The sequence below is a fragment of the Rhodococcus sp. 05-2255-3B1 genome, from assembly GCF_002258545.1.
Taxonomy (GTDB): domain Bacteria; phylum Actinomycetota; class Actinomycetes; order Mycobacteriales; family Mycobacteriaceae; genus Rhodococcoides.
Window position 1 is genome coordinate 19098 of sequence record NZ_NOZC01000023.1, and the last position, 22075, is coordinate 41172.

The 22075-nt window shown below is 63.6% G+C and carries 30 protein-coding genes; all 30 read right to left on the minus strand.

Translation table 11 applies throughout. From position 1 onward, the window contains the following. Window positions 1-15: 15 nt before the first annotated feature. The 30 genes from CH249_RS14080 to CH249_RS14215 all read right to left on the minus strand — a co-directional run bounded on the left by CH249_RS14080 (window position 16) and on the right by CH249_RS14215 (window position 21998). Window positions 16-282 (minus strand): hypothetical protein, encoded by a 267-nt coding sequence (locus tag CH249_RS14080; RefSeq protein WP_094683378.1) that lies wholly within the window; start codon window positions 280-282, stop codon window positions 16-18. Window positions 283-302: 20 nt separating this feature from the next. Beyond that, entirely contained in the window at window positions 303-722 is a 420-nt protein-coding gene (locus CH249_RS14085) for a hypothetical protein (RefSeq protein WP_094683377.1), read from the minus strand. Further along, entirely contained in the window at window positions 719-1195 is a 477-nt protein-coding gene (locus CH249_RS14090) for a hypothetical protein (protein WP_094683376.1), read from the minus strand. Before CH249_RS14090 ends, CH249_RS14085 begins: the two co-directional genes overlap by 4 nt. 3 nt (window positions 1196-1198) lie before the next feature. Continuing rightward, window positions 1199-1573, minus strand: a complete 375-nt coding sequence (locus CH249_RS14095; RefSeq protein WP_094683375.1) for a hypothetical protein — start codon at window positions 1571-1573, stop codon at window positions 1199-1201. Continuing rightward, complete coding sequence (locus CH249_RS14100; RefSeq protein WP_094683374.1) at window positions 1573-2595, minus strand: major capsid protein; 1023 nt, start codon at window positions 2593-2595, stop codon at window positions 1573-1575. The genes CH249_RS14095 and CH249_RS14100 overlap by 1 nt, the downstream gene beginning before the upstream one ends. Window positions 2596-2612: 17 nt before the next feature. Continuing rightward, window positions 2613-2975, minus strand: a complete 363-nt coding sequence (locus CH249_RS14105) for a hypothetical protein (RefSeq protein WP_094683373.1) — start codon at window positions 2973-2975, stop codon at window positions 2613-2615. Window positions 2976-3006: 31 nt separating this feature from the next. After that, the gene (locus CH249_RS27905) at window positions 3007-3714 is read right to left on the minus strand and encodes a hypothetical protein (protein ID WP_094683372.1); all 708 of its coding nucleotides are present in this window, start codon (window positions 3712-3714) and stop codon (window positions 3007-3009) included. Between the two features lie 140 nt (window positions 3715-3854). Continuing rightward, entirely contained in the window at window positions 3855-4127 is a 273-nt protein-coding gene (locus tag CH249_RS14115; protein WP_094683371.1) for a hypothetical protein, read from the minus strand. After that, window positions 4124-6340, minus strand: coding sequence for a hypothetical protein (locus CH249_RS27910; RefSeq protein ID WP_179273123.1), 2217 nt, complete (start codon window positions 6338-6340; stop codon window positions 4124-4126). The genes CH249_RS14115 and CH249_RS27910 overlap by 4 nt, the downstream gene beginning before the upstream one ends. Continuing rightward, window positions 6318-7808, minus strand: a complete 1491-nt coding sequence (locus CH249_RS14125; RefSeq protein ID WP_256988309.1) for a phage portal protein — start codon at window positions 7806-7808, stop codon at window positions 6318-6320. The genes CH249_RS27910 and CH249_RS14125 overlap by 23 nt, the downstream gene beginning before the upstream one ends. 17 nt (window positions 7809-7825) lie before the next feature. Then, on the minus strand, window positions 7826-8458 hold the full coding sequence (locus CH249_RS27915; protein ID WP_179273122.1) for a terminase: 633 nt from the start codon (window positions 8456-8458) through the stop codon (window positions 7826-7828). After that, entirely contained in the window at window positions 8445-9494 is a 1050-nt protein-coding gene (locus tag CH249_RS27920; protein WP_179273121.1) for a terminase, read from the minus strand. The genes CH249_RS27915 and CH249_RS27920 overlap by 14 nt, the downstream gene beginning before the upstream one ends. Beyond that, entirely contained in the window at window positions 9481-9984 is a 504-nt protein-coding gene (locus tag CH249_RS27925; protein WP_094683369.1) for a hypothetical protein, read from the minus strand. The genes CH249_RS27920 and CH249_RS27925 overlap by 14 nt, the downstream gene beginning before the upstream one ends. Window positions 9985-10116: 132 nt before the next feature. Further along, window positions 10117-10476 carry a hypothetical protein gene (locus CH249_RS14140; RefSeq protein ID WP_094683368.1) on the minus strand — a complete coding sequence of 120 codons (360 nt, stop codon included), beginning with the start codon at window positions 10474-10476 and terminating at the stop codon, window positions 10117-10119. Between the two features lie 687 nt (window positions 10477-11163). After that, entirely contained in the window at window positions 11164-11808 is a 645-nt protein-coding gene (locus CH249_RS14150) for a hypothetical protein (RefSeq protein WP_094683366.1), read from the minus strand. 357 nt (window positions 11809-12165) lie between these two features. After that, window positions 12166-12744, minus strand: coding sequence for a DUF1643 domain-containing protein (locus CH249_RS28760; RefSeq protein ID WP_373454422.1), 579 nt, complete (start codon window positions 12742-12744; stop codon window positions 12166-12168). After that, on the minus strand, window positions 12699-12983 hold the full coding sequence (locus CH249_RS14165; protein ID WP_094683363.1) for a hypothetical protein: 285 nt from the start codon (window positions 12981-12983) through the stop codon (window positions 12699-12701). The genes CH249_RS28760 and CH249_RS14165 overlap by 46 nt, the downstream gene beginning before the upstream one ends. After that, window positions 12976-13374: a hypothetical protein gene (locus tag CH249_RS14170; protein WP_143544471.1), complete on the minus strand. Its 399-nt coding sequence runs from the start codon at window positions 13372-13374 to the stop codon at window positions 12976-12978. Before CH249_RS14170 ends, CH249_RS14165 begins: the two co-directional genes overlap by 8 nt. Window positions 13375-13469: 95 nt before the next feature. Then, window positions 13470-14579 carry a hypothetical protein gene (locus tag CH249_RS14175; RefSeq protein ID WP_094683361.1) on the minus strand — a complete coding sequence of 370 codons (1110 nt, stop codon included), beginning with the start codon at window positions 14577-14579 and terminating at the stop codon, window positions 13470-13472. Further along, window positions 14576-15232: a hypothetical protein gene (locus CH249_RS14180; protein WP_094683381.1), complete on the minus strand. Its 657-nt coding sequence runs from the start codon at window positions 15230-15232 to the stop codon at window positions 14576-14578. Before CH249_RS14180 ends, CH249_RS14175 begins: the two co-directional genes overlap by 4 nt. Window positions 15233-15234: 2 nt before the next feature. Further along, window positions 15235-16728, minus strand: a complete 1494-nt coding sequence (locus CH249_RS14185) for a hypothetical protein (RefSeq protein WP_094683360.1) — start codon at window positions 16726-16728, stop codon at window positions 15235-15237. A 105-nt stretch (window positions 16729-16833) separates the two neighbouring features. Continuing rightward, entirely contained in the window at window positions 16834-16980 is a 147-nt protein-coding gene (locus CH249_RS27930; protein ID WP_179273120.1) for a hypothetical protein, read from the minus strand. Window positions 16981-17003: 23 nt separating this feature from the next. Continuing rightward, window positions 17004-17141 (minus strand): hypothetical protein, encoded by a 138-nt coding sequence (locus CH249_RS27935; RefSeq protein WP_179273119.1) that lies wholly within the window; start codon window positions 17139-17141, stop codon window positions 17004-17006. After that, complete coding sequence (locus CH249_RS14190; protein ID WP_094683359.1) at window positions 17138-17764, minus strand: hypothetical protein; 627 nt, start codon at window positions 17762-17764, stop codon at window positions 17138-17140. Before CH249_RS14190 ends, CH249_RS27935 begins: the two co-directional genes overlap by 4 nt. Beyond that, window positions 17761-17901, minus strand: coding sequence for a hypothetical protein (locus tag CH249_RS27940; RefSeq protein WP_179273118.1), 141 nt, complete (start codon window positions 17899-17901; stop codon window positions 17761-17763). Before CH249_RS27940 ends, CH249_RS14190 begins: the two co-directional genes overlap by 4 nt. Then, a complete protein-coding gene (locus CH249_RS14195; RefSeq protein WP_094683358.1) occupies window positions 17892-19277 on the minus strand; it encodes a site-specific DNA-methyltransferase in 1386 nt (461 codons plus the stop codon). Before CH249_RS14195 ends, CH249_RS27940 begins: the two co-directional genes overlap by 10 nt. Further along, complete coding sequence (locus tag CH249_RS14200) at window positions 19274-19861, minus strand: ASCH domain-containing protein (protein WP_094683357.1); 588 nt, start codon at window positions 19859-19861, stop codon at window positions 19274-19276. Before CH249_RS14200 ends, CH249_RS14195 begins: the two co-directional genes overlap by 4 nt. Window positions 19862-19866: 5 nt before the next feature. Then, complete coding sequence (locus tag CH249_RS14205; protein ID WP_094683356.1) at window positions 19867-20454, minus strand: hypothetical protein; 588 nt, start codon at window positions 20452-20454, stop codon at window positions 19867-19869. Further along, window positions 20451-21272, minus strand: a complete 822-nt coding sequence (locus tag CH249_RS14210) for a hypothetical protein (protein WP_094683355.1) — start codon at window positions 21270-21272, stop codon at window positions 20451-20453. Before CH249_RS14210 ends, CH249_RS14205 begins: the two co-directional genes overlap by 4 nt. Then, entirely contained in the window at window positions 21273-21998 is a 726-nt protein-coding gene (locus CH249_RS14215; protein WP_094698951.1) for a hypothetical protein, read from the minus strand. It lies immediately after the preceding gene. Window positions 21999-22075: the final 77 nt, after the last annotated feature.

The following is a 22075-nucleotide window of genomic DNA, read 5'->3' on the forward strand; positions in this document are numbered from 1 at the left end:
CCGGACCAATACGGGTCAGGTCATCGCCTTCTGTTCTTCGGACAGGTCTTCACGCAGAACCCATTCGCGGGTTCGCATGTCGAGGAACCACCCGGCCTGTGCGTTGAGCACTGCTTGCGCGATCGCGCCGTAGTAGTTCGGGTCGGTGCGGAAATTGAAATGCCAGTCGGCAGCGCCGAATGCCATTCCGTCGAGGTCCTTGGCCAACTGCACCACCACGAAGTGTGCCGTGTTCGGGTACGGCGGTTTCGGCTTCGGCTGCTGAACTTCGGGCTGATCCATTGCGGATCACTCACTTTCGGTTACGGGGTCAACTCTGGGTTCGAGGCCATATCCGATCCGTGGTCGACGATCGCAACCACGTACTGCACCGGGCCGCCGGCGGCCGACCGTCGCTCCTTCGGCCGGCCACGTATGTAGACGACTTGGCCGACCTCGACGATGTCGGTCGCGTCCGTTCCGTCTGTGCGGGTATCACCGTCGAAGCGGAGTCGGTCCCTGCCGTTCAATCCGCCGGGTACCGGAGCGTTGAGCTGCAGCACCATCTGACTGGTTGTCAGGTCTCCGGGATGCTGCTCCTGCTTCGTTTCGAGGAAACGCAGCGACAACAGGCCGGTGACCGGAACTGCCGTGGGCGGCACCGGAATCCTGTTTCCCGTCGACTCGTCGTAGACCGGAGGGTTCTCGCGCAGCACCGACCAGTTCTGTGGGTACCGCCTCATGTGAGGAAGTCCCTGCGGAAGTGCTGCGGTCGACGATCCGGTGCGTACGACGGCGAGATCGAGAACGACGACGATTCGAGACCGCCCTTGGCGGGCAGCGGTGTGAGGTCGGCGATTTCACTCGGCGTGAAATACACCAGCGACGACGCGTCCGGAGCGAGATCGAACTCGGTCGTCTCCTCCGGGAACTGCATCGACTTCACGCCGAGGCCTCGCCGGAAGTTCGTCAGTGCGCGGATGACCGCTACCGACATCACACCGATCATCACGTCTCGGTCGAGCAAGCCCTCCGCGAGACCATGATCGAGGTCCAGCCCAGACGTGCGGCGCACATCGTTGCGAGCCTTCCCGGACGCGAACCGTATGAGGAACTGAAGTTGCTTCAGCTCCGGCGAGTTCGCGTCCTCGGGAAAGCTCTCCTGGCTGGCGTCACGAATGTGGTCGACGGTGATCAACGGCTCCGTCGACGCCATCGGTCAGTCCCCGATGGACGCTGACGAGTCGGCCGCGGCCGAGTCGCCGTTGTCGCCGTCACCCGACGAATCCGAGGCGTCGCCGCTGCTGTCGCCGTCCGCGTTGTCAGCGTCTCCGTTGGTGTCCCCACCGGTGGAGTCGGATCCTGTCCCGGCATCGGCAGCCGCCGGAGTGGCCGTTGCCTTGCGCGGTGCCGCCTTCTTCGCCGCGGTCTTCTTCGCGGTCGCGGCCTTTGCGGCAATCACCGGCGGCTCGTCCCACACCGTCGGATTGGTGATTGCCTTGACCGCCCAGTCCGGCACTTCGTCGCCGGGGTTGAAGATGTGGTACGTCCCGTCTTCGTCCGGAACATGCACGACCGTCGTGAGATTCGCCATCAGAGCACCTTCGCAATCATCGTCGCGTTGGAGTTGCCGAGGATCGGAAGACCGATGCCCGACGCCTTGGTCCACCGCTGCACCGGATCGGGGTTGATGTAGGAGCCGACGACGACACCCGGTGCTTCGGTGGCGTCGATGTTGTAGTCGGACTCGATCGCCTCGGCTGTGACGCCCCACAGGGTTTCGCCGAGCTTGGCACCATTGGAGGCGATGTACAGGATGCGGTCGTCCGGGATCAGCCGAACGGTGTTGCCGTTGTAGTCCTCGACCTGAGCGTCGAAGATCTCGAACGGCGGATGACCGAAGGAGGTGAACAGGGAGTTCACCTGCTCGCGGGTGACGATGCCCTGCGTTGCACCGGGAGCGAGGCACATCGCCTTGATGGCCGGGTTGCGCATGAGGGTCGACATCACGCGCTGCGAGGTGATCGCGCGAGCCGGGTTGCCCGAGTTCAGGATTCGGAAGACGCTGAACCACGACTCCTGATCGAGAATGGGATCGGCTGCACCGGACCACAAGGTCGCCGCGGTAACCGAGTGAGCCGCCGAACGCTGGAAGTCGGCTTCGACTTCGAGGCCGTCCTGCGCGAGCGAGACCTTGCTGGTCACCACGGCCTGCGCCTTGGCCATGATCATGCGGGTCTTGAGCGCTTCTGCGAGTTCGACACCGTCATTGAGGATGATGTCGAGGATCGCGTTGTCCGCCTTACGCAGTCGCAGTCGGTCGTACTCACCGAGAATGCGCTTCTCCGAGATCGGAGGCAGCTCGCCGGAGATCCGCGCCACGCCCTTGCGCGCGGACTGCGGAGCCTCGGTATCGAACGTGCGGAACTTCGCGGCACGGCGGAGACCGAGCTGAGTGATGTTCGCCCGGAAGTCGACGTCGTCGATCAGGGTGTCCGGGAGCAAGTCGTCGATGAGCGCCAAATCGTTGATCGGGCGATCCTTCAACGCCTCTCGGACGTAGCCGGACAGTTCGGCGGGAGAAATGTAGTCGCTGTTGAGTACCAGAGCCACCATTGCTGTTCAGCCCCTTCCTAGAAGTATCGGATGTCGCGAGCAGTTGCCTGCCCCGCGGCGTTGACGGACTGCGGCAGCTTCGCGGTGAGAACCGCGCCATGCCAGTACAAAGCGCCGGCGACCACGGTCGCTCCGGCGGGAATTTTTACTGCGGTGTACAGATGGCCCTCGATCGGGTCGGCGTCGCCGTCGACCCGGAGGCCGTAGCGAGATCCGATCTTCTTCAACGGATACCCGGACTTGAGCCAGCCATCCGTGTACTTGCCGGCGAACGATGCGACGTCGATGTTGATCGGACGCGCGGTCTCGGTGCCGTGTGCAGTGGCGAGCCACGACCGATCGTCCTGGCCGAAATCTTCGCGCTTGACGGTGAGATCCATGTGAATGTCCCTCCTTCAGAGGTCAGTTCGATTAGGTGGTTTTCTTCTTCTTGGCCTCGTACAGCGAGCGGCCGGCAGAGACCGTGCCGGCCGCGTCGCGACCACCACCGCCCTGCCTGCGGTCACCCTTGGGTGTCCGCCTCTTCTTCTGTTCGCCGCTTTGCGCGGCCAAATACGGCTTCCGCCTGACCAGTTCCTCGATCGCATCCTCGATCTCGTCCTGGTCCACATCGCCGTCTTCACCGACATCGAACTGATCGAGGTCGAGAAACTTGATTGCGTCGGCAGGGTCGGTGAGCTTGCCCGCCGCAGCGGCCCGCACCTCCGAACGCAGAATCCGCGAGTTGGCTTTCGCGAGAATGTCCCGCTCCGCCTCTTTCGCCTTGTCGTCCACTGCCGCAGTAGAGTTTTTCGCTTCGGCCGCACGTCGACGTGCCCGCTCGGTGCGCAGCTTCTCCTTCATTGCAGCGAGAGCGCGTTCACCCTTCGGACCCAACTTCTTGTCGTCCGGATCGTCCTTGTCGTCGTCCGGATCGTCCTTGTCGTCGACGTCATCTTTGTCGTCGTCGGGGTCGTCCTTGTCGTCGTCCGGATCGCCGGAGTCGTCAGGATCGTCCTTGTCGTCAGGATCGTCTCTGTCCATCTGCTGCTGCAACGGCTGCACCGACCACACGACCGGCTGGCGGTCACGTGTGAGGAGCGAGGCGAACATTTCGTCGGACAGGATGGTTCTGCGCATGAGCGGTTTCTCCTAGTGGTGCGCCCCGTGCGGGCAGCGTGAGACCTGCCCCAGTGCGGGTCAGGCAAGAAAAGCCCGTGCGTGACACGGGCATGAGAAAGGCCCCGACCGCAGTTGCGTTCGGGGCCTTGCAGACTCAGTCAGTAGATGACGTCGGGATCGTTGGGGATGTCCGGGTACGGCGGATGGTCGCCGGCCACTTGCGGCGACGGTATGAGGAACCACGCGGCACCGAACAGTTCGGACGGCGTCCGCACTCCGTGTACCCCTGGCCCGACCGGAGTCAGCGGGTACACGAACCGGCCGAGATCGCCGAGCTCGTAGGTGGTCTCGGCGTCAGCGGCGAAGTCGATACCGCCGGTGGATTCGAGCCACCGTTCCGGATCTGTCTGGGATATCACTTTCCAGGTCATAGAAGCGCCATCACCCCGATCACGAATTCCTGTAGCTGACTGGACTTGTCGAACTCGCCATTGATGTCACTGCGGCCGAATGTGTCCTGCAAACCTACCTGGAACACTTCTGCGGGACGACGTGCCGGGTCGGCCATCGTGGAATCGTCGGCGTACGACTTGCCCGCGTACCGATTCTTCCACTGGTCCTCATAGCCAACCTCGTCCGCAAGTTCCGCGTCCTTGGGGTACACGCGGCTGAGCGGTTCGAGGACACCATTCTTCGTGGACCGAGAGCGAAGCAGGGCGAACTCCAACTGAGTGATGCCGTCGATCTTCGATTCCATGCGGTGACCGAGTTCGTGCGCCATCACCTCGTCGGGATAAGAATCGAAACCTCCACGGTAGTTCGGCTTCACGTCCGTTGCATCAGCAGCGATGTAGTCGTAATTGGCCGAATAGAAGGCCCGATCCGCCTTGCCGATGTCCAATCGGCCGGCAGATGCAGTCCGCAACCAATCGGCGGGAAAGATCGACTCTGCTCGACGGAGCGATGCAAGGCCTTCCGCAGTGCCAGGTGTAGCACTCGAGACCCCGAAATCGGCAACGACTGCGGGCTGCTTCACGCCACCGACCTGGCGAATCTCCCGCAGTGTGTCGAGGATAATCTGTTGTTCCCGCTTGGCCACGAGCTTGAGGATTTCATTACGACGCGGAGTGAAGGCACCGCCGCTGGCGACGAGCTCCTTTTCCTCAGCCAGCAGTTTCTTTACCTGCGTATCCTTCGCAATGCGTGCGATTGCGTCGGCACGGACGGCGCGACCGACGGACAACGTCGAGTCGAGGTGCCGCTGCAGCTTTTCGGGGACCAGCTTCGCGCCGTTCCGGTCCGTCGGGTACTTGATCGTGGTGTCGAGCCAACCGGCCCGATCCACCGGCAACGACGCCTTGGCAGTGGCGACGAGGTCGCGCGTAGCGGGCGACAGGATCCGCGAAGCGTTGAACTTCTTCTCCGCTGCCAGCCACCTCTTCACGTCGGAGGCGTACTTCTTCTCGGCCGCGAGCCACTTCTTGACGTCGGCCTTGTACTTGTCCTCCGCTGCGAGCCAGTCGGCCACTGCATCGAGATCGACCATAGGCGGCTTCACCGGCCGCGGCGGCTTGACCATCGCGTCGAGATCCGGCACCAGGCCGGTTCGTGAGCCGATGCCCGAACGAGGACCCGACCGGTCGAGGACGTATCCGTTCAACCGCAGCAGGCGCAGCGCCTCGTCGCGATCTCCACCGGACAGTTCGTAGATGTCTTCCGGCATCAGCCGAGGTGTCGTCTCCGGAGTCCGGCCGCGTCGTCGGATGAGCTTGCCCGCGACTCCACGCTTGGTGACGCCCTCGGTCGTGGTGAACAAGCTCTGCCCGTAGACATCACGCCGAGTCAGTCGACCCGCGGTAGCGAGTCCGTGTGCACCGCGGCGCGCGTTGACGACCTGCCCGATGTCCGCACCCTCGCGAATGGCTTGTGCTCCTGCGAGAGTGAAGATCTTGTCCTGCATCCGCGGATCGAGCGAGGCGAAGTAGTCCATCGGGTCGGTGCGAAGGCCTTCGGCGATGTCCTCCGTCGACGCGATGTGCCGACAATCGCAGAACGGGTGCCGAAGAAAGCCGCTGCTGAACCGGTAGAACCGGCCAGCCAGCACCGCACACCGCGAGCACGACGGTGGATTGAGCATCCGCACGTACCCCACGTCCGGGCGCACGGTCACACTCAGCCCGGTCGCGACGCGGTTGACGTCGGCCACCTGCGTCTGCGCCCGGAGCTGCGTCATTCGCAGCCCTGTCTCCCACGCAGCCGACAGCACGTCGGGGCCGATCGGGAGGCCGCGGTCGACCGCCTTCTTGATCTCGCCCTTCGCGGTGATGATCGGCGAGTACATCAGCGTGTCCAGAGCGCGGCCGTCGGATGCGATTCCGATCAGCCCCTCCGGATCGACCTGCGCGAGCGGTTCGACGACGGTGTCGAGTGCGTCGAGGGTGTCCGCGACGTACTCGTCGGTGCCAACGGCCGAGGCCAGCTGCCCAGCAGCGACGACAGAAACGAGGCGGTCGACATTGCTGGCGAACCACGCATCGAAGTCCCGTGGTGGCCGGCGGCCCCATATCTCTGTCGCAGCTTCGATGACGTCGTTCTGGATGCCCTGCTGGCGAATGTAACTGTCAGCTGCCGGTTCCGGAATCATCGATGTCTCCCGGGGTGCGTTTGGGTACCTCGGTCAACTGGCGATTGAGACGATCGAGAACGGGATCGCTTTCGGCCGCGAAATAGCGACGCTCACGGTTCTTCCGTGCCTCATCCCAACCGAGCTCGTCCCACGAGCCCTCGCGCGAGTACACCGGAGTGCCACCGTTGAGCTTCTGAATGTGGTCCGCTTCTTCGGCTTTCGTGGAGGTACCGGGATCGATCCACTCGACCTTGATCGCGGTGCCCTTGTCCGGCCACTCGCCGGTTCGGAAGCGCTCTTCGAGCGCCATCGCCCAGCCGATGCCGGTTCCTTGGCTCTCGTTCTTCTCGTCGGCGTTGCCGTTGATGCGTGACTCGTCGGCCCGAATAGCACCCTCTGCAGCGGGATTGGCCGTGTTCTGACCGAAGTACCGCATCGGCAGGCCTGTCACCGACGAGCCGAGGCCTGCGTAGAGCTTGACCGTGTCGTGGAAGTTTCGCAGATCCGAGGCATTGAATTGCCCGAACATTGCATCGCGCGGGCCCTTCGCTGTCGCAGCCATCGCCGTGAAATACGACTCCCACACCGGGATCGGCGTTCCGTCCTCGTCTACGAAGTCGCCCTTGGTCGCACCGAGCAGCCACTTTCCAGGCGTGCCGTGGGTTTCCTGCGCGACCTGCATGTTCGCCAACGATCGCGCACACGCGTCGGTCAGGCCCATGATGTCCTTCATCTCCGTCGTTCCGGTCCACTTACCCAGACGACGGCGGTTCAGGAACAGCACCACCGGGATGACACCGAGCTCGTGCTCGTCGACAGCCTCGGTGTCGTCCTCGTTCTCGGCGTCGCCGCCCACCTCGTCGTACTGCCACCCGCGCGGCCCGGCGATCACCTGAATGGTCCGATCGGGCAGAAACAGTGTTCCGACTCGGTCACCATCATCGGTACGGAACTGGCGGAACGCCGCCGACATCCGCCGTCGCCGCTGATCGATGAGGCAGGACATCTGCAGCGGAGACTCGACCGAGATCAGAGGGTGGTCCGGGTCGTCTTCGTTGGTGCCGACCGTCATGTAGCACCGGCCGTAGATCATCGTTTCCTTGTTCAGGAGCCGGATCTCCGATGCCAGGTTGTTGACGTCGAAGCTCTCCTGCAAGGCGACGTCCTTACGGGACACCCTCGGCGATTCTTCGTTGCCTTCCTCGTCGATCACGGCGGCAGCCTTCGAGTCCCGACGAATCAACGACTTGATTCGCTGCCGCCGAGCGATCTCCTCGACGTACATCCGCGGCCAGTTCGCGATGGTCTCGAACATGCGCAATTCTGGTGGCACAGCGACACCGAGCTGCTTGACTCGCTGATCGCCCTCGAAGTACAGATCGTGCAGCCGGTCCTTCGGCTGCAGCCGAGACAGGTTGGCGTTCATCTTGCCGATCAAGTCTCGGTGGTCGGGAGACAGGGTCGTCCGCAGAATCGGTGCTGTCACAACCCCTCCTTCGATTGTCAGTGTCGGCGAAAGAACACTCGTTGGTCGACCGGATCCGGCCATCCTGCGACCAGAGCGTCCGCGGTGGCCTCATTGGCGAGGACCGTGGCTACTGCGGCGTCGATCTTGCGGTGGTGTTCGCCTACTGGCTTACGGATGCCGTGCCGTTGAGATGGCATCGGCACGTTGCGGGCGTTCAGGACATGACGGGTCGTGATCGGGCACCCGTCGTGCGTCATTCGCTTACTCCGCAGATCGGTCTCGCATCGGAGCAACGCCTCGTGCATCTGACGTGGACGGTTCGTCTGCCACTCGAAAACCTTGTCGGCACCATATGTCACCGACCAGGAACCGATCTCGGAGTAGTAGCCCTCCGGGTCGCAGTACATCCGGACGACATCCCAGCGGTCGAAGATGTGCTCGACGGCCACCTCGAGCTGATCGCGCGGGATCTGGCCTCCGTACTCTGCCGGATTCCAGATCGTCGGCCGCAAGGCCCGTTCGTCGCCGTATCGGGGCGTGAACGAGTAGCCCTCCTTCGTCTGCGCCCGGATAGCCGTCCAGTCGTTGGACTCCGAACCATCGAACCCAACGCAGATCTGAGTGCCCGCCTTGGGATTGGGCAACCACAGTCGCTCAGGCCCTCGCATACGCACCGTCCCAGACATCCTGATCCATCCAGGCACCCACACCCTGAACGAGGCGATTGCCGAACCAGCGCTCCGCTTTCGGTGGATCGGTCTCCGAGATTTCCTCGGCCTCGGCGTCGATGGAGTCGATCGAGATCCACGGGCAGCCCGCGTACACGAAGCGCAGCAGTTCGCGACGTTCTTTCCTGTTCTCCCAACGCAACCCGTTCGGCGGCATTCGGTAAAACTTGAATACGTCTTTCATGCGCGACTCGTAGGTCCGCTGCGCGTACGAGTGCTGCGCTGGATTCCAGCAGTTCGTGGTTTCCATCGTGCGGCCCTGCATACCTGCTGCACCGCGACGTTGCGCGTCCGCGACGTCGACGAGCTTGTTCTCCTTCGTGTACAGCCCGGTCTCGTCGTTGAGCACGAACGAGACGCGCTTTCCGATGCGGGACAGGGCATTCGAGGTGACCTTCTCGACCATCGAGTCGCGGGCATTGCCCGGCAACCGGATGAAGTTCTCCCGGATGCCCATCAGCTCCGACAGCGGACCGTTCTCGATCATCGTCGTCAACGGTCCGTAGACGTTGTCGACCTGATCCTCCGACGTGGCGGTCAGCTGAATGATCGGCGTGGGCCACGGCATACCCATCGGCTCGCCCGGGTTGTAGGCATGCTCGAATCCGCAGCCACAGCCGAAATCCGAGCACGCGTACCCGTCGCCGTCCTCGGCCCACCCCGCGAACAACGTCGGCCCCACGGCCTCGCCCGCGATGACCGCCGCCGACCACGGACCTTTACCCGATTTCTGCGGCCCTACGATCTGCGAGCGTCGATACGTGAACGCCTGGTTCAGCATCGGCTTCCGCGGTTGCCACCGAGCGGACTTCTTCACCCGGTAGTGGTTCGCGGTGCACCAGAACTGCCAGTCGGCCATAACGAACGGATCCCCGACGTTGAATCCGTCGGGGATCGAGCAGTGCGCCTGATACCAGGGGTCGAGAACGTCAGCGAGGGTGGGAAAGTCGACGGCGTACGACTCAGTCGCTGCCATCGGACCGAGCTACACCACGCAACCGGCGACCGGTTCCAGTCGTACGTTCGATGACCCGGCCCGCCGTGCGCTGCTTCGCGGCCGGCGACTCCGGCACGATCTGGTCCTTGGGCACGATCACCCAACCGTTCTCCTTCAGACCCGACGGCGTCAGACCGATCTGGTCAGCGAGACGCAGCGCGGCGGACGCGACAGCGGCCGGCGCTTCCGGGTCCTCCATCTTCACGGTCCAGCGAACCCACATCGCGATCGTCCGGAACCGATACGGTTCGCGAATCCATTGCGCTGCCTGCGGAGTCGTCCAGGCCTCGGCCCACACAATGCCCTCGCGTTCGGACGCATCGGGCAGGAACTCCGACAGCGGAGGGAAGTCGTCGCTGTAGCCCTCGACCGGCAGACGAGTGGCCTTCAGATCGCGTGCATCGGAACGCGCCGAGTACATCGACGGCTTCGGACCGGACCTGCTGCGTGCACCTCCATGATTCGTCATCGCCACCAACTCCTACGTTCGGCAGTGCGCCGAACAGACACCGCAGCAGTGCGCCGCGGGAGAAACGATCAGAACCAACCCATACGGTGAGCGAGCTTGCGGATGACCGCCGCGACCAGGTTGTGCATTCGATCAGAGATCGACACTGGATACCGGGTCGTAGCTGGATGCAAAGATGTCGGGCTTGCAGGGGTAGAACTCACCCTTGATGCCGCGAATCACCCAGTCGTCGAGGTTGACCCAGTGAAGCCCTTCCAGAGTCGCGATCACCATGCGCCCGTCCTTGGCGTCGATGCTCACGCCGCTCTCTGGATACCGCGGACTATCAGCGTCGTCGCTGGCGTTGTCCAGAAATTCGTTCACGTCGAACGATCCGAGCGTATTTCGTTCAACCCAGGAATAAATTTCGTGCGCTTCTCCGGGGGTCAGATCGCTCCGGAAGTGCATTGCTTCGATCTCGACTGGCTTCTTACGGAACGTCTGCGCTGGCATGTCGATGTTTTCCTTCCTTGGTTATGCGAGACCTGATGTGGTGCCGCCGAACAGTCGAGCGATGCGCTCCTTCTCGGCGGCCTTCTCCTGACTGAACTCCAAGCCTGGATTCATCCACCTCTCAACCATCCGCAGATACTCCGCGTCAGTTGGCTGGCGATTCGGATTGAGCATCGGCAGCAGCCTCCCTGTTTTGTTTTTCCGGGACTTCTTGAACCCTCCGCACCTCGGAGAGCCCTCCCCCACGGCGAACCTCGAGGAGGGGGGCTTAGGGGCACCCCCCTGGGGTGCATCGCCGCAGGTCAGAGCATTGATTACCTACGCGAACCAGTTTCGTTTCCGCTGGTCAGAAGCGTGCAGCCTGCCTGCTGTTGCAGCTCCGACAGTGCACCTTCAGCGGTCCATGCGGGTCACCACCGAGCGCGATCGGTGGATCGTGCGCCGCAGTCAGGTCGCGCGATCGATGGCCTGGCCGGCGAACACCAGGGCACCAATAGCCATGCTCGGCAACCCAATCCGCGACAGCCTGCGCTCGACGCTCTTGTTCAGCTCGATCACGCGTGACCTTGGTAGGCACCGTTGCACGTTGGTAGCGTTCCCGCTCCCTCGCATGCACCGTGCACAGTGGGCCAGCCTGTATCGACGGACACCCGGGCACCGAGCACACACGCTTGGATGCACGTGCCATCAGGCGACGGATGAGTGCGGCACCAGTGACGGATCATGTGGTGGGTCACCCTGACCATTGACCAGTACGTCGACGTACGGTCCGCGGTCGTCGATGCCGCAACCATCCATCAGTTGACAGGCAAGGCGAACTGCGAGATCGACGGCTTCGAGCGCATCGGCTTCGAGCGCAGTGCTGGCATGCAGTGCACCGAGCGCGACGTCAGCGCCGGACCCGAGCGCTGCTATCCCGTCGTGTACACGTACGGCATGGTGTGTGAACACGTAGAACAGATGGCCGCGCCATCCGAGTAGCAACGCGCCGTTGAGCGTGGTCTCGTCGCCGTCGTTGCTGTGCAGGATGGGTGGTGTCTGTTCGGCCATGAGTTCGGTGATTGCGTTTGCGATCGCGTCGGCCCAGTCCTGAACGTCGTCCTCGTCCTCTGAATCGATCGGCATGGATTCGATCTTCAGGTTCCTGCCGATCACCGCCAGCATCGCGCCGTGACCGCTGGCTGCAAACAGGACGTGCTCCCCCGTGATTCCGGTGGCGATCCTGCGGATCTTGTTGTCCGACATATACACGCCGGTGCCGCCGTAGTTGGTGAGGCGATCGGCTGCCATCACCACGCGGTCTGCGTACGCGAGCGCTGCTACTACCGTCATTGTTTGTTCCTTCCGAGCAAGGCAATCAGGGGAGTTGGGCCGCCGAGTCGGGGAACGACAAAGCGACCGGGACGTGGAGTCACCGATCGCTTACGCGAAGAGTACACCACCACATGTCCACACGCTGGTCACAGCGCTTCTACCGTTTTCGTGTCCGAGCCGCGTTGTAATGTGCCGCTGCCTCAGCGTCGACAAGGTCGGCGAGATGGAACCCCCGAACGCCCTGACGCTCGATCGTGCGCACCGTGCCGGCCTTCACCCATCGCAGGATCGTCGGGCGAGATCGTCGAGTCCTCCGCACAGCTTCAGCCAGCGTCACGTACCGATCCGAGTCCACATCCAGCGGATCCACTTCGGTCATTCGGCTATGTGTTTCGGCGTGAACTGCACAGGCTCGCAATCGGCGCGAAGATACAGTGGGTGCCTTGGCGCTCCGTCCTTCGTCACTCCGAGACAAGACAGTCGGTTCGCACCTGGCATTGCGGCGACGTCGCGGACGCGATCGGGCCGAGCATTGGCACCCCACGCCGCAATTACCAGGCCTGGCCGACTAAGGGCGACACGCACCGCGGTGTCATTCTCGGGACCGACGGGATCGTCGACGGTCCACAGCTCCTGTGGTTTGGTCGCCCGGTACGCGTACAGATTTACGACGTGGATGCCGTCGTACCCAAGCGTGCGAGCGAACCCGCAGCAGCGACGGATAGTCGGGTCATCCTGCGACGCATCAGCAGTTGACGGATTCAGCATCACAAAGGTGAGCCAGAGACCGTCGCCCCAAACACGACGAAGGGTGTATCGATACTTTCCGTCGTGCGACACCGACGCAGCGCTGCGAACCGGTGGCGAGAAGAGTCCTGGTTCTGTGGGGCTCACTGCTCGTTCAATGCTCACGACTTCTCGCCCTGCGCGGCAGAACGACGACGAAGCGACCACTCGCGCAGCTGTTCTCGGTATGCCTCCGGGGTCTGATCAGGATTGGTGTGCTCCAACTTTGCGGTGCGACGGCCACCGAACACCGTGAACTCGTCGCGCTTGTAGTACTGCGAGTCGAGCAGGTAGCCGCCGTGAAGAAGGTAGCTGAGCTCGTTCTCGATCTCCTCGTGACTGTTGCCGTACACCTGCACTGTCAGCTTGTACTTAGTGACCGGCGGCTTCGACTTATCGTCAGCCATGGGTGTGCCCCTCGTCATTGGTGCGGAGTCCCGGCGCGGGCAGGTTGTCGATGATCTGCACCGTCGGGCACGGCCAGAACACGACAGATGGAACGATGTCGTCATCGGTCGAGAACGAGCAGGTATCGCAGACCGGACCGGAATGGCCAGCGCCGAGAGTGCATTTCTCGCAGTTCCAGTCGTCGCAGGTCCAGCTGCCGTCCTGGCTGCGGACGTGAAGTTCCCGCACCTTCGCGATGGTGTTGTCGCGTTCTCGCAGTGCAGCCGCGATTTCCGCCACGTTGCGGAATGTCGTCCCGTATTCCCTGCGGTATTCCGACCACTCGCGCGCAAGCTCAACGATGTCGTTACTAGCTGCCGTGATTCGCGAACTTCGACCGACATCACCCAACCAGCGATGATGCCGTTTGAGGCCGATCCGGTAGAGCGCTCGACGCCACCGCGGCGCGGCCCACAGGACGATCGTTCCTCCTATGATGACTTGGCTCATGTCCAGCCGTTCCCTTCGTAGATGCTCGCTCCGGACGTGGTGCCCATAGCTCGGCTTCGGATGTCTTTGTCTCGGATGTCTGCGCCGGACTCGGCGACGAGACTGGCCCAGTTCCAATACACTTCGTCGACCCGGCCGCCGCAGCGGAGGTCCGAGCAGGCAACCAGCATCGGGTGCGCGTACAGCTCCCGCCGGATGACGTGCAGCACCGGTTGGCCGGCGTCGTCGAGGAGCGGATGCCCGTACCCGTCGAGTCGCGGGAACGGGGCCGGTTCCATCCGCGGACCGATGCCGCCGGGCGGGTAGTGCTCGGGTGGCTCCCGCAGTACCGGGATCTCCTCGTACATCGGCGCGTGCGCCGGTGGGTGTACGACGATGGATTCGCGGTTGCAGTCCATGCACCGGAATCCCCTGGCGCGGCGCGATGTGTCGCCGAGGGGCCACCGGTTGGTGTGCGATCGGCGGTTCTGTCCGAGCTCGGTCATCATCTGCCCCGCCCACTCCTGCTCGGCGATCCAGTCGAGCCGATCGAGCAGGTACTTCGTGACCGAGTTGACGGTGCGGTTCACGATGATCGGTTCGATGGCTCGGAAACCGACGACGCGGCGCTCCTGCTGCAGCGGCGCGACCGGGCGGTACGTTGACCGCCACGTGGTGCGTGCGCCGGCCAAGTCCGGGCCCATCTCCCCGCGATCCGCCGAGACCTGATCCGCCCACTCGCACAGGAACACGAGCTCCTCGTCGGCGGCGTCGACTGCGGCCGCCGAGATCGGTAGTGGTGGTTCCTTCTTCGATGGCTTCGTGTATCCGGCACTGCGATCCGGAGCGGTGTTCGACGGCTCGATCTGCTCGCGCATCCACTCCACCGTGCGGGGCGTCGATGCGATGAGATCCTGCAATCGGGTGAGGTGCCCACGGCAGAGAGTCGAGCCGTCGTGGGATGCGGTGACCGCGCGGCCGCCGTCGACTGCTCGTTCCCACACCGCGGTCATCCCGTCGCCGACGCCGGTCTTGCCGTCGGCCGCGGTGAACGGCTCGCCCTTGTCGGGGGTGCGCTTGTGCGGGAGGGAGCACACGCAGGTGGTTGCGGCGACGTCGATGCTCATGCGCGGCCCTCATCCCAGCCGAGGATCTTGATCAGGTCCTGCACGCGTTGGAACGCGTCGCTGTCGCCGCCGGTTCGATCCGGATGGGTGTTCGCCTTCGCCAGTCGCTTGATCCGGTCGGACGAGGCGATGCCGGACGGCTCGACGCCGTCGGTGTCCGGGAACGCGATCAGTTCGAGGGCACGCAATGCCTGAGCGGTCGACTCCTCTGTGGGTGTCGAGCTGGCCGATCCGATCGCGCGGAATCCGGTGTACTGCTGAGCGTTCGGGGTCGTGCCGAATCGGTCGAGCTTGCGCAGCGCTTCCAACGACAGCGCGATCGCCCGCAGGTTGTCCTGCCAGTGAGTGAATCGATCGCACGGGAACGACAGCGGGCCTTTGCTCGACTCGATCGAGAGGATCACACCCGGATGCGTCGGAACCGCGTTGGCCCTCGGTAGTCCGTCGAGTCGAAAGTCCTGCTCGCGCATGGCGATCTGCAGCACGGCTGTCGCTGGTCGGTTGCCTGTGCCGATCGCCCGGAGCTCGCGGTCGAGGAGCTGCAGGGTCGATCGCCAGGGAGCGGAGAAAGGTGACGGCCCGGGTTGCTTGGTTCGTGGTGCCGGCCAATTCTCGATCGGTCGCAGGGTCAGGCCGGATGGGTAATCGCTCACGGTCACTCCTCGCTCGTCTTGCAGGTGGAACACGGTTCGTGCTGACCGTGGGTCTCGCAGATGGTTTCCGTCACCGTCGATGCCGGGCCGCGCCAGCCGAACCACGGCGAGCCGAATCTGGCGGGGACTTCGACATCGGGTGCAGCGCCCGCGTCCATCGATGGATCGAGGGTGTGGGCGGTGGTGACCGGTCTCGGTGGGAATGGATTCACAGGTCGGTCAGGAGATTGATCTGGACTGGCCTGTTTCGTAGAGCTACGGGAACGACCACGAGATCTGCGGCGGCCACGTTTACGAGCGGTGTCTCCGGATGGATGGTGGTCGGGTGACCCAGACGAGTGACCCTCCCCCAGACCCCTACCCAAACCATCACCCTGCCCTGACCCTGCCTGGCGCACGTGCGCCCGCACATGCCCGAGGACAGTGTCGGAAAGTTGATTCTCGGGTTGATCCGGTTTGATCCCGGTTTGTTCCGCCTCAGGGGCCGGTTGGGCCGTTTCGGGCGGGGTTTGATCCGAATCCTCGGGTACGTCGCTCACGCGGCCTGTGGTGGCCGGCGCAGTGCCGCTGTCGTGCCGTGTCCCATCGACGGGTTGCCCCGGTGAGCCTGGCTCGGCAGTGGAGGGTGCGTCGGCCACCTGCGGCCGTGTGGAGCGGTCCTGAGCGGCACTGCGCGTCCCTGCGTCGTCGCGTCCGGCGAGTACCGCTTCGTCTGCGTCGCGTCCGGCGAGTACCTCTTCGCGGGAGCTACCCGGCGAAGACAACCCGTCATCGGAACGTGGAGACGAAACCAACCCGTCATCGGATCGCGGCTGCGAGACCACGACATTGGTGTGCTGCTCGGCGACAGTGCGGGGAGCTGGACGTAACTCCATCCCCGCAGCCTTCGGTGTTCGGTTGCCCTTGCTCGAATTGCAGGGCTGGCACGCGATCACGATGTTGCGTGCACCGTTGGTCACCGAAGGGTCGACGTGCTCGAGGTTCGGTTTGACACCCGACTTGTTGTCCATGCGCTTGACCACGGTTCCGCAGTACCGGCATTGCGCCGCCATCTGCTTCGCCGGGACATTGGGATCGATGCAGTCCCGCGCCCACACAGCCGCAACAATTTTCGCGTCCTTCAGCTCGGCGGCCTTGCGCCGCTTGAGCCGGACCGCTGCGCCTGTGTCGTATCGCAAGTCGAACCAGTCGTGGAACAGGAATGTCCCGTCCGCGACCGGAGGGCACCGGGTGCAGTCGTGCCCCGGTGCGTGCCACAAACCCACGTGGACGAGCAGCGCGGCCGCCTGCAAGCTCAGCTGCGGGCTGAGCAGAATGCGGGCGACGTCGGCTCGTTTGACCACCCCGTCGGAACCTGCCGCCTGGCACGTCGTTCCCGCCAGAGACCACACGGTGAACGCTGTGCACCCAGACGTGTCGCCGTCGAGTGTGGGATCCAACAACGCTTTGATTTTGCGGTTGTTGGACAACTCGTCGACCAGCTGGAAGAACGGCAACGGACATCCTTAGTCAGAGAACGGGTAACAACGGGGGCGACACGATTAACGGTCTGGGGTGGTGCTCTCGCCGAATGCGACATTGGTGTGCTTCCTCGGGTTTTGTCAGGACGGGTGATCGGGGCAGAGATCTCGGTTATTGCTCTTGAGCCACGAGTGCTGGCGGGCGAGCTCGAACGCGGCCCGGGCGGTGTCGACGTAGAAGTGCGCGACCTTCCCGCACGAGTCGCAGGTGACCTTCCAGCCCTCCATGCCGCGCTCCTGGAACGGGCGGATCACGGCCGGCCTCGACGCTCGAGGTACACCTCGCCGACCGTCACGGCCGCCGACGTCACACGGAACGCGACGAAGAACACCGCCGACGTCGCGAGACCCAATGCCACCACGACCGAACCGATCTCGGCGCGGCTCATGCCTCTGGGATCGAACCGTCGGTCAGCGTGTCGTACCACCGCTGAACCCATCGAGCATCACCGATCGCAGTGTGTCGCTCCTCTTCAGATGGGGGCTGCACTCCGCAGAGTTCGGAGAGCGCATCCGACTTGATCGGCAAGTCCAACAGTTGACTGGGGTACGGGCTCGCTGCATGTAGGTATCCGAGCGCGACAGCTTCGACATCGATCAGGTGGTAATGCCATGCCGCACAGAGGTTGTGGCGGCGAAGCATCGCGGCCAGACACTCGGTATCGAAGTTGGGCACCGCGCCGATGATCGTCGCGCCGCGAGTCATGCGCTCGACCAGCACAGCGGCTTTCGCCTCGGTCGCCAACCACGTCCCCGGCGACAGCTTGCGCTCCTCGACTCCATCTGACAGAGCGATCGGATCGACTGCCCGGAACGAAGGGTGGCTGTCGTAGAAGTGCCCGACGTTCAAACCTATGAGCTCGGCCGACGACAGATCGACATCGGCAACGAACACACGCTGCTCAGTCGTGCGGCCCGACGGCTCGCGGCGAATCAGCGCGATCTCCCACGGTCGCCGATCGTGATGCAGTCCAGTCGTTTCCGTATCCAAGAACACCAGTGCGTTTGTCACAGTTCACCTCTCAGAATTCGAGCTTCGGGGGAATTCCATGGATAGCCACGGGCACGCGCTGAGTCCGGTTCACGCAGCACGGCCCAGGCAATCCCGTACACGGCGAGCACCGCGGCGGCGACGAAGATCAGCCACATGACGCACCACCGAAATCGAAGCCGAGCTCGATTGGCTTGGTGATGCGCTTGACGATCAGCGGTAGGTAGTCGGCCTCGCGCTCGATCGAAATACACCGCACCCGCTCGTGGATGCAGGCCTCGGCGGTCGTGCCCGATCCTGCGAACGGTTCGAGGACAACGCCGTTCGGCGGCGTTACGAGCCGAACGAGCCAGCGCATCAGCGAGAGAGGCTTCACAGTCGGATGCTGGACGCCGTTGACAACCGGCCGCTCGCTCGTGGGTGCTTTGGCCTCGTAGCGGAAGGTGGGGAAGAACCGCGATGCGCCGCCTGTGTCACTGTGACCGGCTACGGATTCGGGCCTACCGTTGAAATCGCCCAGGGTGCTCGTGCCCCGCTTGGCTGTCTGCTTCCCCGCGGCCGCACGGCTCGTACTTACACCACTCTGCGAATCGAGCGCACCGGCCTGAGTTCCGTCGAGCAGAACATTCGTCGGCCATCGTCCCTTGTTGGAGTCGAAGTCGGCGGCCGGCGACGGGGTACCGTACGTCGACCCGAACGACCTGCTGGCGGATGACAGTCCGTACTCGGTGCGCTCGCGGCCATCGATGCGGCAGCCGTCGATATTTAGTGCTCCGGTGCCGTGCGCGAGTACGTTCGCCGGCACGGTGCCGCTCAATGGTTTGCGGCCGACAACGATTGGCTCGAAGGCCGGTTTGAGCGCGGTTCCCCAGCCCTGCCATGGCAGCGCGTCAGCGGTCAATTCGAGCTCCTGGTCCAGCAACCCCGTGTCGCGGCGTCCTGCGCCGTCTCGGTTGCCCTGGCGGCCAGATTCGACGTAGTCCGCGCCCATGGTGGCGCGGCGGATAGCGCCTGAGTTCGAGCCGTAGCCAAGCTGTGTACCGGTGATCGCCTTCGCGACGTCGACCGACTTCGGGAACCCGGATCCGTACAGCCAGGCGATCGAGTCGCGAATCTCGAACCCGGAGTCCTCGACAGCCGACGCGAGCCGGTGCCAGGTGCGCGAGCCACCGAACGAGACGATGTACCCGCCAGGCTTCAGGACGCGGAGGCATTCGGTTGCCCATGCCTCGCACCAGTTCTGGAAGTTCTTCATCGCACTGGGCGAGAGGTCATACGTGCCTGCGTCCATCGCGCCGGTATCACCGATCTTCTCGTCTGGACGGTCAGCGGCGCGGCGGTGTACACCCGGCGACCCGTTCTTCCGGGTCGAACTGAACTCCCCTGGCTGGTCCCACTGTTTGCCCATGAACGCAATGCCGTACGGCGGATCCGTTACAACGGAGTCGACTGAGTTGTCAGGGAGCGTGCGAAGGACGTCGAGAACATCGCCATGGTGGAGGGTGACCGCGTCGTCGCGGTAAACGATTGTCACGAGAGGTCCGCCGGTCGCTCATTGCCCGCGTAACAGTGGGGACGGTTTCTGTCGTTGGTGCAGTTTCCGACGCCGCAGCTACGTGGGTTGCCGCACTGTAGGCAGCATTCGGCGAGGTGATCGACGATTTCCCGCTTCGGCGTCCACAGCCCGAGCGCGCCAACGCATTCGATCGGTTCGGCTAACGGGGTGACGTTGTCGAGGACCAGGTGCACGATCTGGCGGCGTTCTTTGCCGGTGGGGTCAGGGTACGAGGCCTCGCCCCACGGCTTGCAGCACCCAGCTTCGGGGTGCACATCGACGAGGTTCACGATGCCGATGATCGCGCCCGTACGGAACGGCCAGCGAACCATCTTGCCGCCGAACTCCCACCCAACGAGGGGCTGTGGCGGGGCGAGCTCCGTCATCATCTTTCGGTACTCAGCCTTGACGAGTGGCGATCGCTCTCCGCGTTCGGACCAGCGGTTGCCTGCATGAATTGCCAGGGGTCCGCGGTACTTCCAGTTCTGAGTACGGTTCTCGATGGTCTTGCCGCCGTCGATGATCGCCCATGCCCACGGTTGCTGAACAGTCAGTGCCTTCATCCGAATCAGAGCCCCTGTTCGGCGTAGTAGTCGGACAGCTTCACGGGTGTCCAGTAGTTCGCGAATTGACCCCTGGGATTTGGACCGCGCTTATCGAATGGGTCGCCGGGGCATGCCGCACTGACGACGCCGTCCGCGACTGTGATGAACGCTGACGTGCACGAGAAGCCGCCGTCACCGGTTTCGCCGACGGTGATCATGGTGGGCAGACCGGTGATCTTCTCTGCAATCGACGCCGGTCCCTTCACATAGGGCATCGACCGGCCGAGCGCTTTACCTGCTTCGGTACGCGGGTCAGCTACCCAGCATCCGATACGGCGGTTGAACTTCCATCCCGGGTGCGGTGCCTCGGCGGCCTTGCGTCGGTATCGGGTGTCGTCACCTTCTGCGTACTCGAATCCCGCGAACCAGCGGTCCAGGGTGACGCCGTCGTATCGGACCTGATAATCGCGGTCCACAGAATCCATCGGGTAGGTATCGGCCCAGTCGTCGCACTCGGACTTGAAGTTCTCACGCCGCTTCGCCGCCACAGTGAGCGCTTGGACGAGATCGGTTGCGGTGCTGCGGTACACGTGCGTCACCGGCCAGGTCATCGGACACCGGCGATCATCGACGCTGCGCGCTCGGCATAGGTGACCGACTCGCCCTGCATCTTCTCGTGCAGGTAGCAGGTGTGGCGGCCGTGGGCGGTGTAGCCGAGTGACCACTTGTATGCGTTCCACCAGTCGACGCCGGATCTCTTCCAGATTTGGAGTGCACCTTTGAGTGCTTTGCGGCGGAGGTCTTCCATCCACGCCGGTACGTCGACGAGTGACAGGCTGGTGATCAGCTGCGCGAGGTCTGCGAGGGCGTTACCTTCGGGGAGTTCCGAGATGGGGTCGCCGGGTGCGGAGAACTGCAGCACCTGGAACCGGTCGGACTTGATGTACCGGCCACCGAGGATGCCTTGGCCGCCGCGGTTGACGCCGATGATCTGGCTCTTGTGGCGGGACGGGTCGGAGATGAGAACGACGGCGCGGATAGTCAGTCCCGGCTGCAAGCCTTCGCCTATCTGGGCGGCGACGTTGCCGGCAACTTCTGCGCCACCGGAGTAGCCGAGCAGGATCGCGCCGGGGAACTTGCGAATCAGATCGAGCAACGCCTGTTCGGCGTGCATGACGTTGGTGGTGAAGCTATTCCCGTTCCAGCGGGGCACGGGCCCGAAGTCGGCCGACCAGACCAGTTCGATGATGACGTACTTCTTGGGGTCGAGGTTCTTTGTGACGGCGGACAGACTGTTGGTGCCGTACGGTTCGCCGATGCCTCGGCAGGTGATGATCACTCTCATGTCGCTGGTGACCTCCGGGGATTCCATGGCGGCGTAGAAGCCGTAGAAGTCCGGCGTCGTTGTCAAAGTGTGTAGGTCGTTCATTCAGCTCGCCGCCTCATCGTGGTTGTTGCTGCTGTACGCGGGCTCAGGGAGGCGGGATGACCATGCCACCGACCACTCTTTGTTCCGGGCCGCGTCTTCTTCGCCGATGTTGAGGGGCATCAGCAACCCCAGGAACGACTCCCCCGCACGGATCAGCAACGAGCGGAACCCTGTGTGGGATTCGAGCAGCAACGGCTTCAGGTAGGCGGAGGCTGCAACAGCGAATCGAGCGAACCGCGGGCCGTCGACGGCGAGCTCCTCGATCAACACGGGTGCGGAGAAATGGGATCGCGAGATCATCTTCGGGATGTCGAGGAACTGCTCGTCGGTCGGCAGCCGTGGGATCTTGTACGAGCGGCCATCGACGAAGCCCGCGCAGTCGACGAGGGTCACGAACTCGTCATCGGCCTCGATACGCACCTGGAACTCGGGTGCGTCCGAGTCGGCCTTCTCTTTGCCCGCCTTGAAGATCGAGAGGATCTTCTTCACGTCCTCCGGCAGAACATCGATTGTCGCGAGGCCCGGTTCGACTTGCTCCCAGATCGACACGATCGCCTGACCCATCGAGAAACGGTCAGTGGCCATGACCCATAGGTTGACCGGGTCTACGAGCATCCGGACGCGGGTGTATGTCGGAAGGTGTTCGTCGTTGCCGGCGTGGACGACGACCGAGGACAGGGCCGCGCGGAGGTCGGCAGTGCCGACGGTGATGATGACGTCGCTCATGGCCTACGTCCTTCCTGATCGGTGATGTCGTTGCCCGGGGATGGGAATTGAGAGTTGGCCTTCGACTTCGGTGTGCG